The 15,970-nt window shown below is 62.1% G+C and carries 14 protein-coding genes; 11 read left to right on the top strand and 3 right to left on the bottom strand.

Translation table 11 applies throughout. The annotated features are described in order from the left end of the window. Window positions 1-6: 6 nt before the first annotated feature. Complete coding sequence (locus CAY35_RS05870) at window positions 7-843, bottom strand: metal ABC transporter permease (protein WP_070491791.1); 837 nt, start codon at window positions 841-843, stop codon at window positions 7-9. Further along, on the bottom strand, window positions 840-1,607 hold the full coding sequence (locus tag CAY35_RS05865; protein WP_070491859.1) for a metal ABC transporter ATP-binding protein: 768 nt from the start codon (window positions 1,605-1,607) through the stop codon (window positions 840-842). Before CAY35_RS05865 ends, CAY35_RS05870 begins: the two co-directional genes overlap by 4 nt. Window positions 1,608-1,767: 160 nt before the next feature. On the opposite strand from CAY35_RS05865, the gene CAY35_RS05860 reads away from it, so the two are divergent. The 8 genes from CAY35_RS05860 to tgt all read left to right on the top strand — a co-directional run bounded on the left by CAY35_RS05860 (window position 1,768) and on the right by tgt (window position 9,656). Next, window positions 1,768-2,775, top strand: coding sequence for a pseudouridine synthase (locus CAY35_RS05860; RefSeq protein WP_109303743.1), 1,008 nt, complete (start codon window positions 1,768-1,770; stop codon window positions 2,773-2,775). Further along, a complete protein-coding gene (locus tag CAY35_RS05855) occupies window positions 2,772-3,410 on the top strand; it encodes a DedA family protein (RefSeq protein WP_109303742.1) in 639 nt (212 codons plus the stop codon). Before CAY35_RS05860 ends, CAY35_RS05855 begins: the two co-directional genes overlap by 4 nt. Further along, on the top strand, window positions 3,367-4,827 hold the full coding sequence (locus tag CAY35_RS05850; protein WP_109303741.1) for a hypothetical protein: 1,461 nt from the start codon (window positions 3,367-3,369) through the stop codon (window positions 4,825-4,827). The genes CAY35_RS05855 and CAY35_RS05850 overlap by 44 nt, the downstream gene beginning before the upstream one ends. A gap of 26 nt (window positions 4,828-4,853) precedes the next feature. Continuing rightward, the gene (locus CAY35_RS05845) at window positions 4,854-5,597 is read left to right on the top strand and encodes a glutamine amidotransferase (RefSeq protein ID WP_109303740.1); all 744 of its coding nucleotides are present in this window, start codon (window positions 4,854-4,856) and stop codon (window positions 5,595-5,597) included. A gap of 77 nt (window positions 5,598-5,674) precedes the next feature. After that, window positions 5,675-6,778 (top strand): NADH:flavin oxidoreductase/NADH oxidase, encoded by a 1,104-nt coding sequence (locus tag CAY35_RS05840; RefSeq protein ID WP_109303739.1) that lies wholly within the window; start codon window positions 5,675-5,677, stop codon window positions 6,776-6,778. A 70-nt stretch (window positions 6,779-6,848) separates the two neighbouring features. Then, a complete protein-coding gene (locus CAY35_RS05835) occupies window positions 6,849-7,391 on the top strand; it encodes an NUDIX hydrolase family protein (RefSeq protein ID WP_109303738.1) in 543 nt (180 codons plus the stop codon). Then, a complete protein-coding gene (locus CAY35_RS05830) occupies window positions 7,388-8,293 on the top strand; it encodes a DUF6707 family protein (protein WP_109303737.1) in 906 nt (301 codons plus the stop codon). Before CAY35_RS05835 ends, CAY35_RS05830 begins: the two co-directional genes overlap by 4 nt. Before the next feature lie 151 nt (window positions 8,294-8,444). Next, complete coding sequence (tgt, locus tag CAY35_RS05825) at window positions 8,445-9,656, top strand: tRNA guanosine(34) transglycosylase Tgt (RefSeq protein ID WP_109303783.1); 1,212 nt, start codon at window positions 8,445-8,447, stop codon at window positions 9,654-9,656. 38 nt (window positions 9,657-9,694) lie between these two features. On the opposite strand, the gene CAY35_RS05820 is transcribed toward tgt, so the two are convergent. Then, a complete protein-coding gene (locus CAY35_RS05820) occupies window positions 9,695-10,429 on the bottom strand; it encodes a queuosine precursor transporter (RefSeq protein WP_101629885.1) in 735 nt (244 codons plus the stop codon). A gap of 139 nt (window positions 10,430-10,568) precedes the next feature. On the opposite strand from CAY35_RS05820, the gene CAY35_RS05815 reads away from it, so the two are divergent. From CAY35_RS05815 to CAY35_RS05805, 3 genes are all read left to right on the top strand, one after another. Beyond that, window positions 10,569-11,387 carry a hydroxymethylpyrimidine/phosphomethylpyrimidine kinase gene (locus CAY35_RS05815; RefSeq protein WP_233430855.1) on the top strand — a complete coding sequence of 273 codons (819 nt, stop codon included), beginning with the start codon at window positions 10,569-10,571 and terminating at the stop codon, window positions 11,385-11,387. A 316-nt stretch (window positions 11,388-11,703) separates the two neighbouring features. Beyond that, a complete protein-coding gene (locus CAY35_RS05810) occupies window positions 11,704-15,027 on the top strand; it encodes a S8 family peptidase (protein ID WP_109303736.1) in 3,324 nt (1,107 codons plus the stop codon). 240 nt (window positions 15,028-15,267) lie between these two features. Continuing rightward, window positions 15,268-15,957 carry an HAD family hydrolase gene (locus CAY35_RS05805; RefSeq protein WP_181377506.1) on the top strand — a complete coding sequence of 230 codons (690 nt, stop codon included), beginning with the start codon at window positions 15,268-15,270 and terminating at the stop codon, window positions 15,955-15,957. Window positions 15,958-15,970: the final 13 nt, after the last annotated feature.

The following is a 15,970-nucleotide window of genomic DNA, read 5'->3' as shown; positions in this document are numbered from 1 at the left end:
TCCGCGTCATCGCCCAGCGATCGCTTTCGTAACGACGCCGGTGCGTGGCGCGAAGAGATATGCGAGCGTGAACATGGTGAACGCGGTGAGCACGATGGCTGGCCCGGACACGATGTTGAACCTCACGGAGAAATACATCCCTCCAGCAGCCGCTACGACACCGATGAGCGCGGAGACCGCGATCATGCTTGGCAACCGGGTGGTCAGCAGATACGCGGTCGCGGCGGGTGTGATGAGCAAAGCGACCACGAGGATCACGCCCACGGTCTGCACGGACGCGACCGTCACGAGTGCAAGCGCAACCAGAACGCCGTAATGCACGGCTTTGACGGGAACCCCGTAAGAGTCAGCGAGGACCGGGTCGAACGTCGTGATCTTCAGCTGTTTATAGAACAACAAGACCGCCGCGCACACAACCGCGCCGATCACCACCGCAAGCCACATGTCTTGCTTCCGAACCGCGAGCACGTTGCCGAACAATACATCGGTCAGTGAGAACGTCGCGGTCGTGTTGGAGAGCAAGATGATGCCGAACGCGAGAAACGCGGTGAACACGATCCCGATCGAGGTGTCACGTTTGAGCGTTGTGGTGGTCGAGACCACGCCGATCCCGAACGCCGCGAGCAGCCCCGCGGCGAGCGCTCCCACGAAGAATGAGACGTCGAACATGAACGCGAGCGCGATCCCCGGCAGCACGGCGTGGGAGATCGCGTCCCCCATGAGTGAGAGCCCCCGCAGGATGATGAAGCTGCCGATGACCCCGCACACAAGCCCCACAACGCTTGCGGTGAAGAGTGCACGGGCGAGGAATGTGTATTCGAAAAGGTCGTTGATGAAGGTCATAGGTTCTCGTTCTCCCCGCCGCCGAGCAGCGCCGGCGCGTAGGTGATGATGTCGGGCCCGTAGGTTGCGGAGAGGTTGTCTGCGGTGAAGATCGCGGCTGTGGCTCCGTTGGCGATGATACGGCGGTTGACGAGCACGATGTCGTCGAAGATGAGGCGTGCGTTGTTGAGGTCGTGGTGGACCACGATGACGGTCGCGCCGTGGGCGACGCGTTGCTTGAGGATGTGTGTGATGCGGGCCTGGGATGCGGCGTCGATACCCACGAAAGGCTCGTCGAGGAAGAACACGGTGGCCTCTTGCATGAGGGCTCGCGCGGTGAAGACGCGTTGGGCTTGGCCTCCGGAGAGTTCCCTTAGCTGGGTTGTGGCGTACTCGCTCATCCCGACCGCATCGAGGCATTCGCGGGCGTGTTCGCGGTCGGTTCGGCTGGGCCGTTGGAAGGTGCGTAGCCGCGGATAGCTTCCGAGCACCACGGTTTCTAGGACGGTGATCGGGAAGTCCCAGTCGCTTGTGGTGCGTTGGGGAATGTAGGCAACTTCGCCACGCACCTCGTCAAGGCTTTTACCGTTGATGTTGATGCGGCCTGTGGCTCGCGGAATGAGCCCCATGCAAGCTTTGACGAGGGTGGATTTCCCGGCGCCGTTGGGGCCCATGACTCCCACCATGCGTCCTGCGGGGATGCTGAGGTTGACGTTGCTCAGGATGGTGTTGTGTCCGTAGCGCACGGTCAGCTCTTCGACGCGCACCGCATCGGCTGCTTGCATGGTGTCCTCCTGGCCAGCTTAAGGCTTCAACATACCCCGGCAATTGTTAAGCTACCTTAACTTTTTCTGGAGGCCCAAACAGGCGTCAAGCATTTCCCTCACGCTTGGCGGTTGCTGAGACAATGGGCACGCAACAGCAAACAATCCGCCACCGAAACGCATGAGCTTCAAACCTTCCTCCTATAAAGACTCCCCACTACCGGTCAAAGACGGCATCAACGCGACCCGCCTTCGCGTGCCCACGACCGGCCCTTGGGAGACCATCCAGGAGTACACGCTGCATCGGTTCGGGCACATCGACGCCGAAGGCTTGCGCCGCCGCTTCGCCAACGGCGAGGTCGCCGCGGTGGATGGCAGCCGCGTCACCCCGGACACCCCGCTGGGTGCGCACGAGTTCATTTGGTACTACCGGAACTCCCCTAACGAGGAGCACATCCCGTTTTATTGCCGCATCATCCACCGCGACGCTGACCTGCTCGTCGTGGACAAGCCTCACTTCTTGCCGATGACGCCAGGCGGCCGTTATGTCCGCGAATCCGCTCTCGCCCGGCTGCGCGTACAACTCAACATGAACGACCTTGTGCCAATCCACCGGCTCGACCGCGCAACAGCCGGCGTGGTCATGTTCTCGATCAACCCGGCGACCCGCGGCGCATACCAAACCATGTTTGAACGCCGCGAAGTCACCAAGAAGTACCAGGCCGTAACGCTGACCCCGCCTGACTGGAATCCGCTGCGCCCCACCCTGGGCGGCACGAGACTTCCTTTCACGGTCCGCAGCCACATCAAGAAAACCAAGGGCGAGATCGTGGTGCGCCTGCACGACCTCCCACCCAACGCGGAAACCCGCATTCAGCTCGCCGCCCACGGCGCCAACCGCCGCGGGGAAGACGTGTGCCTGTGGAACCTCTCCCCCGTGACCGGCCGCACCCACCAGTTGCGCGTGCATCTCGCGCAACTGGGCTCCGGCATCGTCGGCGACCAGCATTACCCGTACCTACTCGATGACGGGCCGGACAACCACGACGAACCGCTCCAGCTCCTCGCCCACACAATCTCTTTCACTGACCCGCTCACGGGCCAGCCGCGCAGCTTCACAACGCAGCAGCGCCTGACGCTAGGCCCTCTCAAGCACATCGACACTCCATCCCGGAGCGGGCGGCCATGAATCTCCTTGACCCGAACGCGTGGGGCGCTTGGTTCTACCTGGGGACGTTTCTGACGCAGATCCTCGACGTGATCTTCCCGCCGTTACCGCAGGAACTGTTCGCGCTCGCGATCCCCGCCCTGGCTCAGCAAGGCGTCATCAACGGCCCGCTCGCGGCCGCGGTCACGGTGGTCGGCCATGTTTTGGGCGAAGTTTGGCTCACGTGGATGGTGCGTACGCGCCGCGCTTCGCTTGAAAAACGACGATGGGGCCGCCGGTTGCTCGCGAGCGTGGACTCGACGGCGGGCTCACTTGGTACGGCGGGCAGTTTTTCGGTGCTTGTGGGCTTGCGCTTCATTTCGGGCGGTCGCTCGGTCGCGTATGTCGGTGCGGGGCTGGCTCGGTTGAAGTGGTCAACCGTGTGGTGGTCCTCTTTCGTCGGTTCTGTTTTGTGGGTCATCTATATGGTGCTGATCGGTGGGATTCTGCACACTGTTCTCGGTTTGCCGGCGTGGGCTTCCGCGGTTCTTGGCATGATCCTCGGTAGTGTTTTTGGGGTAGTCCCTGTTGTGTGGATACAGAGACGCCGCCGTCGACTTCGAGGAGACGTCAGTGCAACTTCCCTCCCGTTGGAGCAATCCCGAGAAGAACAATGACCGCTCAGGCGAGCAGGTTGATGATGCTCGGGATCTTTCTGATGCCCAGAACACGGAAGTTAGCCACGGCGAGCGCGCAAGCGAGTCTGTAGAGGGCTACGGCGAGACCTTGTATTTCCCGGCGCGGATCCGCCCGGAGACGTTGCGTTTCCCTGAACGTGAAGCGCCGTTCGATGTGGATGATGCGAACGCTGAGGCGGCACGTCGCGCTGCGGCGGCGGAAGCTTCGCGTGAGCGGATGCGCAAGGCCGGCAAGGGGCCCGATGCGGCGCAGCGCAAGTCTTCTGAGCAGGGCAAGTCTTCTGAGCGCAACAAGGTTTCTGAAAACGCCGCGCCGTTTGATGGCAGCTTGGAAGACGCGGTTGCTATGGCGCAGGAAGCGATCGCTGAGCGCACCGCACGTGATGAGCAGGCTCGCGAGCTCACGCTCGAAGAGAGCGTGTGGGAGGCTCGCGAGGCTCTCCGGGAACAGTCCGTGCGCCACAGCGACCCTGATTACAAACCAACCGAGTACGTTCCGATCGCGGTCTCGCGCAGGCCGTCATCGTCGGCCACGCAGGATCATGCGCCACAGACCGTGGTAATCCCATACAACTTGCCTGAGTTTTCCGCTCCTCCCGAGCCTCGCGCGGGCGATGTCTTCCGGCGCATCGCGGCCACCGTTGTCTCCATCGTTGCGGTCGTGGCGAGCTTCGTGCTCTTTAGCGGTGGCATCCCAGCCGGGCTCATGGGGCAATCCGGTGCACGTGTTGAACTTGCGCCGTTGGTTCCTGGTTTGGCGCTGGTTCCCGCCGCCGCTCTCAGCTTGCTCGTCGCAAGCGGCTTCTCGTGGAAACGCAATCAGCATTCAGCGCGCCGCCAGCGCAGCACCGGGTGGGTTACCGCGGCGACTGCGGCCGCCATCGGAGGCTGGGTCGCATCTGCCATGACCGGCTCGTGGTGGCTCGCCGTGGCGTGCGCGGTACTGTGGACGGCGCTGGCCGCGGAGTCTGTGCGGCGGCTCAACCTGCTCACGGCACGCACGCATCGTGAATACTTCGAAACTGATCTTCCAGCGGAACTAAGCCTCGGTGCCGGCGCCTTCATCGCCGCGTGGACCGCAGGCGTGGCGGCAACCGCGTCCGGATGGGCCGTGCCGCCGCAAGGGCTGTGGGCTCCGCTCGCGCTCATTGTGGCAAGCATCCCTGTTCTGCTCGCCGCGGTATCCGAGCGCGGCCGCATCTGGGCGCCCATCGCGTTCGCGTGGGGAGCTACGTGGCTCATCACCGCCCACATCGTGACCTTGGGTTTCAACGCGGCCCTCATCTTCGCGGCCGGGCTCACGATGGTCGGAACACTCATCGCAGCAATCACGCGTCGCAACGACATCCGCGTCAAAGAAGCATTCATCGACGCCAATCTGCGCCGCAGCAACTGAATCACGCACGTGAAAGGACGGGCCTCATGAGCGCACCATTCCTCCTCATCCAGACCCGCCCGGAAGATGCTTTGGCGGACGCCGAATATGAAGCGTTCGTGCGGCTTTCAGGCCTCGAGGAACGCGATGTTGAACGGTTCCGGCTCGAAGCCGAGCCGCTCCCAGTAGGTTTCGAAAACACGTGGCATCAACGCTATTCGGCGCTCGTGCTCGGTGGCAGCCCCTTCACGGCAACCGATGCCGACCGCAGCGAAACCCAAGTCCGCGTTGAGGAAGAGCTCGCTCGCCTGGTGGGGGTCGTCATCGAAAAAGACCTCCCGTTCCTGGGCCTGTGCTACGGCGTTGGGGTGCTCGGTCTCGCCTCGGGCGCAGTCATCGACCGCACGTATTCCGAACCCGCCGGCATCTCCCACATCAGCCTTACCCCGGAGGGCCTCACCGACCCGCTGCTCGCCGGCGTTGACCCGCACTTCGATGCGTTCGTTGGCCACAAAGAGTCAACGACCAAGCTGCCACCCGAGGCGGTACTGCTCGCCACATCGGGCCCTGCGCCGGTGCAGATGTACAAGCTCAAACAGAACATCTACGCAACCCAGTTCCACCCCGAGCTGGACCCGGCCGGGCTCATCGAACGCATCGAAGCGTATCGTGAAAACGGATACTTTGATCCGGAAGATTTCGATGCGATTGCGAGCATGGCCCGCAACGCGGACGTGTCGGCGGCGCACCGCATCCTCGTCAACTTCGCGAAAACCTACCTCCCCCGCTGAAGACCTACCTCGTAAGCTGGAGGTCCGCCGCACGGCAGACCCCCTGCCCGCGACTAAGCCGACGACTAAGGAGTTCCGTGGCTTCCACGCTGTTTACTGAACTGACCATCCCGGCGCGCGAAGGTGCGGGCCTGACGGTACGCAACCGCGCGTTCGTCTCCCCGATGTGCCAGTACTCCGCGCCACGCACCGGCGTTCCACAGCCGTGGCATCTGGTGCATTACGGAGCGTTCGCGACCGGCGGTTTCGGCCTCATCACGGTCGAATCCACCGCTGTTGAGGCACGCGGCCGGATCTCGGATCAAGACCTCGGCTTGTGGTCGGATGAGCAGATTGATGCCCACCGCACGATGGTGGAGTTCATGCACGCTCACGGCGCGGCTGCCGCTGTTCAGCTGGGGCACGCGGGCGGCAAAGCCTCGACCTATCCACACTTGCCTAACGAACCTGAAGGGCCGTTGGACGAAGACCGTGCGTGGGAGGTCATCGCGCCGGGTTCAGAACCGATCCAGCCGGGACTTCTCACTCCGTGCGCGATGACCACCGAGGACATCCGCGACGTCATCGAGGCGTTCCGTGAGGCCGCGCGCCGCGCGGATCAAGCCGGCTACGACGCCGTGCAGCTCCACGGGGCCCACGGCTACCTGATCCACGAGTTCTTCTCCCCGCTCACCAATCAGCGCGATGACGAGTACGGGCAGGACCGTGCACGTTTCGCGCTCGAGGTCGCAACTGCGGTGCGCGAGGTCTGGCCGGCACACAAGCCGCTGGGCATCCGCTTGTCCGCAACCGACTGGGTCGAACACGGCGTGACCGTCGAAGAAACGATCGAACTCACCCGCCGCCTGTTCGACGAAGCCGGCGTGACGTGGTTCGACATCTCTTCCGGCGGCATCCACCCAGACCCTAAGGTCATCCCGATCGGAGCCGGCTACCAAGTCGCACTAGCCTCCGCTGTCCGCCAAGCGCTACCAGCCGGCGACGCCGTGGTCAGCGCAGTCGGCCTCATCACCGAACCCGCGCAAGCCGAAACGATCGCCGCCAGCGGCCAAGCTGACGCCATCTGCATCGGCCGCGAAGCCCTCCGCAACCCACACTGGGCAGCCGTCACCGCACGTTCGCTGCGCGTCCGCGTTGAAAACAACCCCGCATCGGACGCTTACTGGCGCGGAATGCGCTAACCGCTGAACACAGCAACCACGCCCCGCGCAACGCTGGCAACCACGCACCCAGTGAGGTAGAACAAAGACTATGAGCGCAGTACGGACCCCAGACCCAAACCCAGGTTGGCTCTCAGAAGAGGACCTGTACGAAGCCCGACGACGCCTACCGATCGTCTACGTCCAGGCAATCCCTGTGCGTGTGGATCCGATGGGCTACGTTTCTGAGGTCGGCCTGCTCTACACGACCACCGATGACGGTCAGTTCGAGCGGACCTTCGTTTCCGGCCGCGTGATGTACCGTGAGACGATCCGCGCCGCGCTGATGCGCAACCTCGAAAAGGACCTCGGCCCGCTCGCGATGCCGTCGTTGCCGGCCTCGCTGGTTCCGTGCACGGTCGCAGAATACTTCCCGTCGCCGTCCGAAACAGGGCTCACCGACGAACGCCAGCACGCCGTCGCGCTGACCTACGTGATCCCAGTTCAGGGCGAATGCAATCCGCGCCAAGACGCCCTCGAGCTGTCGTGGCTCACACCGGAAGAAGCTCTTTCGGAAAGCGTCCAGGCCGAGTTCACCGGCGGACGCGGGCAGATCATCCACCAAGCGCTCGCCCACGTGGGGTGGGGACGGTGACCGTCAACTTCGACGGTAACTTTCCGCGCTATCGTCAGGCGATCCCCGCTCGCGACATCACCAAGGGCGACCGTTTCATGCGTCGTTCCGGTATGCCCTCGCAGCCGGTGCGTTCCGCGACCATCGTGAAAGACTCGTTCGGGACCGATGCCTACGTCGACGTGGTCCTGGAGGACGGCACACACGCAACCGTGGCCATCAACTCGACCATCCGGGTCTTCACCGAGCGGGACCTTGGCCCCGGCATTGACGAGTTGCTCGCGGTTCCCGTTGAGGACGGGACCGCGGAGGCAGCGCTCGTTGAAGCGGCAGCGACCTACCGCAAAGACCACCAGATGCTGACCGCAGCGCTCCGCGTTGCACCAGGCATCAACACGCGGGCTGGCTCCCACCTCGACACGCTCGCGTGGGCCGCGTACCAGCTCGCTATCGTGTACGAGAACACTGACCTCGCGTGGCCGGTCCTCAACGTCCTGACTCAGCAGACATTCGCCGACAACACGACCCGCTGGGTTCCCACCCGCCAGGGCCTCGCGTTGGCGAGCTGGCTTGCGGCACAGGCCGGGGATGACGATGGGGCAGCCGGCTACGCGGAACAGCTCAAGGATGGTGAGGAAGCGCTTATCGCGACCCTGCCGGGCAGCGCACGTGACATCCACCGGCGCCAGCTTGAGCACGCATCGTTATACGACCGTGAAATACAGCGCGCCCGCGACGCCCTCAACGCGGACCTCGAACTGGAGTTGCGGTGGAACCGCCTGAAATCCCTCATGGTCACGACCGCCTACCGTTTAGCGTTCGAACGTGAACGCCCCGAATACATCGCGCTGATCGAACGCGAAATACCGATCATCCGCGCCGCCTCAGGAGAACCCCGTGAAGACCACTCCCGCGCAAACTAGGCCGAGCTCCGCTCCAGTTAGACACAGCTCCGCTCCAGGTGGGCACAGCTCCGCTCCAGCTAGCCACGCGCCGTCCGCGGATTACGTCAAGCCGGAGCTTCCGGCCGGGCACGAGCGGCAGTCGGAGTTCGGCTTCACCGTGGGCACCCGCATGGATAACGGGCGCGGCCGCACCGGCGTGATCCGCACTCCACATGGGGACATCAAGACGCCGGCGTTCGTGACAGTCGGAACCAAGGCAACCGTCAAAGCTGTGCTTCCGCGCGATGTCGCCGAACTCGGAGCGCAGGCCGTGCTCTCCAACGCCTACCACCTGTATCTTCAGCCTGGCCACGAGGTCGTGGACGCCGCGGGCGGGCTGGGTAAGTTCATGGGCTGGGACGGCCCGACCTTCACCGATTCCGGCGGCTTCCAAGTCATGAGCCTGGGTTCAGGTTTCAAGAAAGTCATCGACATGGGCGCGGATGGCGCCCCCGTGGGTGGCGGAGCCGACGATGCGGTCGCACCCGGACATGAACGCATGGCTAACGTCGATGACGACGGCGTGTGGTTCACATCCCACATCAACGGCGATAAACACCGCTTCACGCCAGAGATTTCGATGCAGGTTCAGCACGGCCTCGGCGCGGACATCATGTTCGCATTCGACGAGCTCACAACCCTGCACAATTCGCGCCAGTACCAGATCGAATCGCTCGAACGCACGCGCCGCTGGGCTGAACGTTGCATCCTCGAGCACTTCCGACTCACCGACGAACGCGGCCACCGCCCCTACCAAGCGCTTTTCGGCGTGATCCAGGGCGCGCAATACGAAGACCTGCGCCGCCAAGCCTGCCAAGACCTCGGGGCCATGCCATTCGACGGCTTCGGTATCGGCGGCGCGCTCGAGAAAGAAAATCTCGGGACCATCGTGGGCTGGTGTGCCGAAGAGCTACCGGAAAATAAGCCGCGCCACCTGCTCGGCATCTCCGAACCCGACGACGTCCTGTGGGCCATCGAAAACGGCGCCGACACCTTCGACTGCGTCTCCCCGACCCGCGTAGCCCGCAACTCTGCCTTCTACACCGACTACGGCCGCTACAACCTCTCCAACCGGCGCTTCCGCGAAGACTTCCGCCCGCTACAGCCCGGCTGCGACTGCGCAACCTGCAGCACCTACTCGCGCGCCTACATCCACCACCTCTACAAGGCGAAGGAAATGCTGAGCCACACGCTCATCTCAATCCACAACCTCACCTTCACAGTGAGGCTTGTGGACCGCGCCCGCGAAGCGATCGAAAACGGAACCTACGAGGACTACAAGCACACCGTCTTAAGCAACTACTACGGCGGCAGCGGCTCGCCAGATGGGCCGGAAAGCTAGGTGGATACACCGTCGACCAACGCCGACGGGCCGGAAATCTAGACGGCTACTGCGGCACCGTTCTTCGGGTAGCTCGGCTCGAAGCGCTTCACGAGCTTAATCACCACGACCGTAACCGGTGAGAACACAACCTCAACACCGAGCTTCCAGCAGAAACCAATCACAAAGTACTGCAGGAAAACCCCGAACGAATCGATCCCAATAACCGGTGCGGCGATCGAGCAGAAAATCAGCGTATCCAACGCCTCACCCACACCTGAGGAACCCAGGATGCGCAGTAACAGGCCGCGCTCGCCGTGGCGACGCTTGAGCCACACGATGATCAGCGCGTTAGACAACTGGCCGGCCATGAACCCCAACAGGGACGCGAGCACGATCTGCCATACCGGTCCCAACGTTGCTGCAAGCGCTTCCTGGCCTTCGTAGAAGCTCGCGGCAGGCAGCGCGATGATCGTCTGGAAAGTGAGCACCGCGAGCGCGCCAAACACGAACGTCGTAATGATGGCCCGGCGTGAGGCCTTCCACCCATAGACCTCCGAGACCACGTCGCCCAAGATGTAGGCGAGCGGGAAGAGGAAGAAACCGCCGTCCGTTACGAGGCCGAACAGCTCAACGCCCTTGCTGGCGCCGATGTTGCTGAGCACGAACACCAGCCCCATGAGGGCCAGGATGGTGGGGTAAAAACGCGAACCCGTCGATGCGAACACGGCTCGATGCTCGCGTGCGGCGTCTGATGCGGGGCTGGCAGGGATGGTTTCAGGCCGGCTGGACATGGCTCTCCTTAAGGGGATGTGCGCGGCCCGGTCCTGCCACCACCGGGTTGCTACGAAACATGAAAGTTCCCGACCTATTCTGGCATGTCGTTCGGCCAGTTTGGCTGATCATGACATCTCACGGTTTTACGATATGACTATGACTTTTGAGAATCCCCCCATCGTATTGACCATCGCAGGTTCTGAAGCCACCGGCGGTGCCGGCGCTCAGGCTGACCTCAAGACGTTCCAGGAGCTCGGCGTTTTCGGCATTGTCGGGCTCACCTGCATCGTTTCTTTCGACCCGAAGGACAACTGGAACCACCGCTTCGTGCCGGTTGATCCGCAGGTGATCGCGGATCAACTCGAGGCCTCGCAGACCTCGTACGATGGCAAGCTTCGCACCGTCAAGCTCGGCATGATGGGCACCCCGCAGACCATCGAAACGGTGGCTGGCGCTCTTGAAAACCAGGAGTGGGACAACGTGGTCCTGGATCCGGTTTTGATCTGCAAGGGCCAGGAGCCGGGCGCGGCTTTGGACACCGACCAGGCATTGGTTGCCAAGCTTCTTCCGAAGGCTACGTTCGTGACCCCGAACCTCTTTGAAGCCTCGACGTTGGCGGGCTTTGAGATCACTGACGTTGAGGGCCTCAAGAAGGCCGCCAAGGTGATCCACGAGAAGTCCGGCGCCGCTGTGCTCGCTAAGGGCGGTATCCGTTTGGACGGCCCTGATGCTGTGGATGTTTTCTATGACGGCGGCGAGTTCGAGGTTCTCTCGACGCCTAAGGTTGGCGATCATGCGGTGTCCGGCGCTGGATGCTCGCTCGCTGCGGCTATTGCCGCGCTGCTGGCTCAGGGCCGCTCCCCGCTCGAGGCGGCCCGCGAAGCCAAAGAGTTCGTGACGCGCGGAATCAGCCAGCGTGTGGAATCCTCACTCCCATTCGACGCTCTGTGGCAGGGTGGCCTGCGCTCAAACTAGAAGCGCTGTGCGCCACCTGTCCGCGAGCAAAAAACTCCTGACATATTTTGAAAATTTTTTTCATCCCGGTTCTCAGACTTCACAGGCAAGGTCTGAGAAACCCGGGATGTTTTACATCCGGCAACTCCGCCCTACACAGCTAGCTCAAAGGTGCGCCTTAGCGGACTATCAAGTACAAAAATTTCCCTTGACATTACCTCCGGTTTAGACAAATCTCATCAGTGTTGATGTGATGTACCGCACATTCTGTTGACCGCGTCGTTCTCATCAGCATTTGTCCCATTACTCGACACCAAAGCACTCTTGAGGAGATCTCTTGAAAAACAGCAAAACGCGCCGCGTAGCACGCGGCGCCGCAGCGCTGGCTGTAGGTGCTGCGCTAGCCGTGGGTACAGTGCCCGCCGCTAACGCATCGTCATTCATGAACCCTGCAGCTAAGTCAGATTCGCTCAGCCAAAACAAGGACAAGGTTGATAAGAACAAGCTCAAGCCATCTGACCTTGATCTGAAGAAACTCAACTCTCTCAAGGTCCAGGGCCCTCTGGCCAAGATGGAGGGCCAGGTTTCCGTCTACGTACAGTTCGCCGGTAAAGGTGCTTACGAGCTCTCCCAGCCAGCCCAGGTGCGTAGCGGCAAAAAGCGTCCAGTCAAGAACGTCGCTAAGGTCCGCCAGCTCCGCAAGCAGATCCAGGCACAGGGCACCTCCGCTGCAAAGCAGTCCAACTCGAAGGTCCTCTACAAGACCACCAACGCTCTTCCTGGCGTTGCACTTCAGGGTGACGCTGACAGCCTGCGCGCACTCGCATCCCGCGACGACGTCGTCAAGATTTCCGCGATCATTCCAAAGACCCGCAACAACAAGGGCACCGTGATCGACACCGGCTCCGTCCAGGCATGGGCCGCTCAGAAGCAGACCGGTAAGGGCGTCACCATCGCGGTTATCGACTCCGGTTTGGACTACACCCACGCAGCCTTCGGCGGCCCAGGCACCAAGGAAGCCTACAAGAAAGCTAAGGCTTCCAAGGACATGCCATCGGCTGATTCCGGCCTCTACGATCCAAAGAAGTACAAGGGCGGCTGGGACCTCGTCGGCGATGACTACAACGCTGCGTCTCTCTTCTCGCTCCCAAAGCCAGACTCCAACCCGCTTGACTGTGAACTTGGCGGCCACGGAACCCACGTAGCCGGCACCGCTGCAGGCTACGGCGTCGACGAAAACGGCAAGACATTCCGCGGCGACTACGAATCCCTCAACGACGACCTGGTCAACGCGATGCGCATCGGCCCAGGTGCCGCCCCAGAAGCTGGCATCGTGTCCCTGCGCGTGTTCGGCTGTGAAGGTTCGACCAACGTTGTCGGCGAAGCACTCGACCGTGTGCTCGACCCGAACGGTGACGGCGACTTCTCTGACCGCGCACAGATCGTCAACATGTCGCTGGGCTCGACCAACACCCCGGCCGATGACCCAGAGGCCGACATGGTCGACGCCCTCACCAAGCAGGGCATCCTGACCGTCATCGCTTCCGGTAACTCCGGTGACATCACCGACATCGGTGGCGCACCAGGTGTTGCACCATCGTCCCTCACGGTTGCTAACTCCGTCGGCTCGCAGGCCGCAGCTGACGCGATCACCGTGACCAAGCCTAAGGACCTCGCGAAGGACTACCCAGGCCAGCTCTCCGCTTCCTACCCATGGGAGAAGGCAGAGTCCGGTCAGGTTGTTGTTCCGAAGTCTGGCCTCAAGACCACCGGTTGTGCCCCATTGACCGGCGACGAGTCGATCAAGGGCAAGTGGGTATGGCTGCACTGGACTGACGACCCAGCCGGCGAGAAGCTCGAATGTGGCTCCAAGGCTCGCTTCGACAACGCTGCCGCAGCAGGCGCTAAGGGTGTTGTTCTCAACGCTCCGAACGAGGTCTTCACCGCAGGTATTGCCGGTAACGACAAGATCCCAGGCGTTCAGTTCACCAAGTCCGGATCTGAGGAGCTTGTCGAGGCCGCTAAGAAGGGCGAGCTCGAGATCAGCGTTGATCCTGCCAAGACCTCCTCGATGTCCATCAACACCGACGCCCTGGACACCTTGAACCCATCGTCCTCGCGTGGTCTGCACGGCTCGGATGCCGTTGTGAAGCCAGACGTGGCAGCACCAGGTACCTCGATTCCTTCCGCAGGTGTTGGCATGGGTAACGGTGCACTGAACATGTCCGGTACCTCGATGGCTACCCCGTTCACCGCGGGTGTTTCGGCTCTGGTTGCAGCTAACGGCAACTACACGCCACTCGAGATCAAGAACATCGTCATGAACACCGCGGCTGCCGACATCAAGAAGGGCAAGAACGTCTACGGTCCAAACCGTGTTGGTTCCGGCCGTGTGATGGCTGACGCCGCTCTCAAGACCCCGGTTATCGCCTACGACAAGGACCGCAAGGACCTCGTCTCCGCTAACTTCGGTGTCGTTGAGGTTGTCCAGAACACCGATTCCGTGACCAAGACGGTCGAACTGCGCAACATGACCACCCGCGCACAGACCTACAACGTCGCATACAAGGGCGCAACCCAGCAGAAGGGTGTCAAGGTCTCCCTCGACAAGCAGCGCGTCACGGTTCCATCCAAGGGCATCGCACAGGTCAAGGTGACTCTCACCTTCGACAAGAACAAGATGACTCGCACCATGGACCCAACCATGGATGCAAAGCAGGAAGATCTGCCACGTGCATACGTTGCAGACACGACCGGCCGCGTCGAATTCACTTCCTCGACCCAGCCAACCCTGCGCGTCCCAGTGACCTCGGCACCAAAGCCAGCAGGTAACGCAACCGCCAAGCTGACCAAGCTCCGCGGCGACCGTTCGACCGTCCAGTTCCGCGGCCCTGATGCAGACTCCGGTCTGCGCAACGAAGCGTTCATCTCCAAGGCAGCCGTGCTCGAGCTCGGCGCAACCTCGGAGCGCGGGAAGAAGGAGCTGGACAAGGTTCCTGCCGCCCGTGAAATGGACCTCCAGTACGTCGGCGCAACCTCGACCGTACCGGTCACTGGCATGGAGGACGGCCTCCTCGGTTTCGGTATTTCGACCTGGGGCAACTGGGCACGCATGAACAGCGCCACCGAATTCAACATCGACATCGATGTCAACGGTGACGGCAAGGCCGACTACAACATGTTCAACACCCGGCTCGACTCCCTCGATCTGGACCTCGCAGTAACCGCCGATGCGAAGTCGGGCAAGACCGTCGACCTGCGTCCGGTCAACGACCTGCTGGGTAACCAGGACCCAGCGACTTTCGACTCGAACGTCGCTATCTTCCCGGTATCCCTCAAGGAGATTGGCCTGACCAAGGAAGACGCAGCGAAGATCCGCTACAAGGTCTCGTCCTGGTCCATGTACCACGTTGACGAAAACGGTAAGAACGTTGCGGTTGACAAGACCGACTGGATCGAATTCGATGCCGCTAACCCAGGTATCGCGAACCGCACCGACGGCCTGCTTGTCACTTCGGTTCAGGGTTCCGCCGCTCCGGTACTGGTTCAGGACGCATCCAAGAAGTTCTTGGTCCTGCACCTGAACAACCGCACCGGCAACCTCAAGGGCGGCAACGAGAAGCAGTACGGCTCTCGCGCACAGGTGATCACCGCTCCATAATCGCGGAGTAGTTCACTGAACTAACCGATCACCACCATCGGCTGTGGGGTATGGGATTTTCATCCCATACCTCACAGCGCTTTAAGCGCCGCAATTTCTCTTGCCCGGTCTGCCCCTCCAGGTCCCCTGCCTAGACTGGAGGCGAACATACCAGCGCACACATACCAGCGCGAACGGGGCCACCGCATCGTCGACCACATCAGCCACCCATCGACGATGCCAAAGCGAGTGAGAGTGAACATGAGCAACCAGCTACCAGCGGCAGTCCTGTGGGACATGGACGGAACCCTCATCGATTCCGACCCGCTGTGGGGCCGGGCCGAGATCTCACTCATGGAACGTGCAGGTGCACCCTGGACTCAGCAAGACGTCGAGGACTTCGTAGGCGCTTCCCTACCTTCTGCCGCCGAAAAGATGCGGGAAGCGGGCCTGAACTTGTCAGTCCGGGAGATCATCGACCACCTCATCACGGAGGTCGCCGCAGGGGTGCGAGAGTTCGGTATCCCATGGAGACCAGGCGCACGCGAGCTCCTCGAAGCGCTCAGTGAGGCCGGGGTTCCGCAGGCGCTCGTCACGATGTCTGAGACGCCTCTTTCGAGCGCTTTCATCGAGGTCTTGGGACGCAATCCATTCGATGCGATCGTCACCGGAGACACGGTGTACCCACACAAACCAGAGCCTGAGCCCTACCTCAAGGGGCTGCGTCTGTTGCGCGAGGCGACGGGGTTGGAGCTGCCGGCAACCCGGGTGATTGCGATCGAAGACTCGACGCCCGGCACAGCCTCCGCAGTCAACGCGGGACTAGCAACCCTGGGTATCCCCCACACCGCGGCCATCACGGGACGCGACGGGCTCATCATCCGTGAAACCCTCGCCGACATGACCCCGGCGCGGCTCGCGGAAATGGTTGCGCTGATACACGCGCGCTGACTCAGAGGACAGT

Origin of the sequence: Pseudoglutamicibacter cumminsii (assembly GCF_003143995.1) — a bacterium.
Lineage (GTDB): Bacteria > Actinomycetota > Actinomycetes > Actinomycetales > Micrococcaceae > Pseudoglutamicibacter > Pseudoglutamicibacter cumminsii_B.
This window is presented reverse-complemented; position numbering and strand designations above follow the sequence as displayed.

Bases quoted from the DNA above. Each gene is read 5' to 3' on its own strand.
- CAY35_RS05815 (WP_233430855.1), top strand. From the start codon at position 10,569: ATGACTTTTGAGAATCCCCCCATCGTATTGACCATCGCAGGTTCTGAA.
- CAY35_RS05870 (WP_070491791.1), bottom strand. From the start codon at position 843: ATGACCTTCATCAACGACCTTTTCGAATACACATTCCTCGCCCGTGCA.
- CAY35_RS05855 (WP_109303742.1), top strand. From the start codon at position 2,772: ATGAATCTCCTTGACCCGAACGCGTGGGGCGCTTGGTTCTACCTGGGG.
- CAY35_RS05835 (WP_109303738.1), top strand. From the start codon at position 6,849: ATGAGCGCAGTACGGACCCCAGACCCAAACCCAGGTTGGCTCTCAGAA.
- CAY35_RS05805 (WP_181377506.1), top strand. From the start codon at position 15,268: ATGAGCAACCAGCTACCAGCGGCAGTCCTGTGGGACATGGACGGAACC.
- CAY35_RS05860 (WP_109303743.1), top strand. From the start codon at position 1,768: ATGAGCTTCAAACCTTCCTCCTATAAAGACTCCCCACTACCGGTCAAA.
- CAY35_RS05865 (WP_070491859.1), bottom strand. From the start codon at position 1,607: ATGCAAGCAGCCGATGCGGTGCGCGTCGAAGAGCTGACCGTGCGCTAC.
- CAY35_RS05820 (WP_101629885.1), bottom strand. From the start codon at position 10,429: ATGTCCAGCCGGCCTGAAACCATCCCTGCCAGCCCCGCATCAGACGCC.
- CAY35_RS05845 (WP_109303740.1), top strand. From the start codon at position 4,854: ATGAGCGCACCATTCCTCCTCATCCAGACCCGCCCGGAAGATGCTTTG.
- tgt (WP_109303783.1), top strand. From the start codon at position 8,445: ATGGATAACGGGCGCGGCCGCACCGGCGTGATCCGCACTCCACATGGG.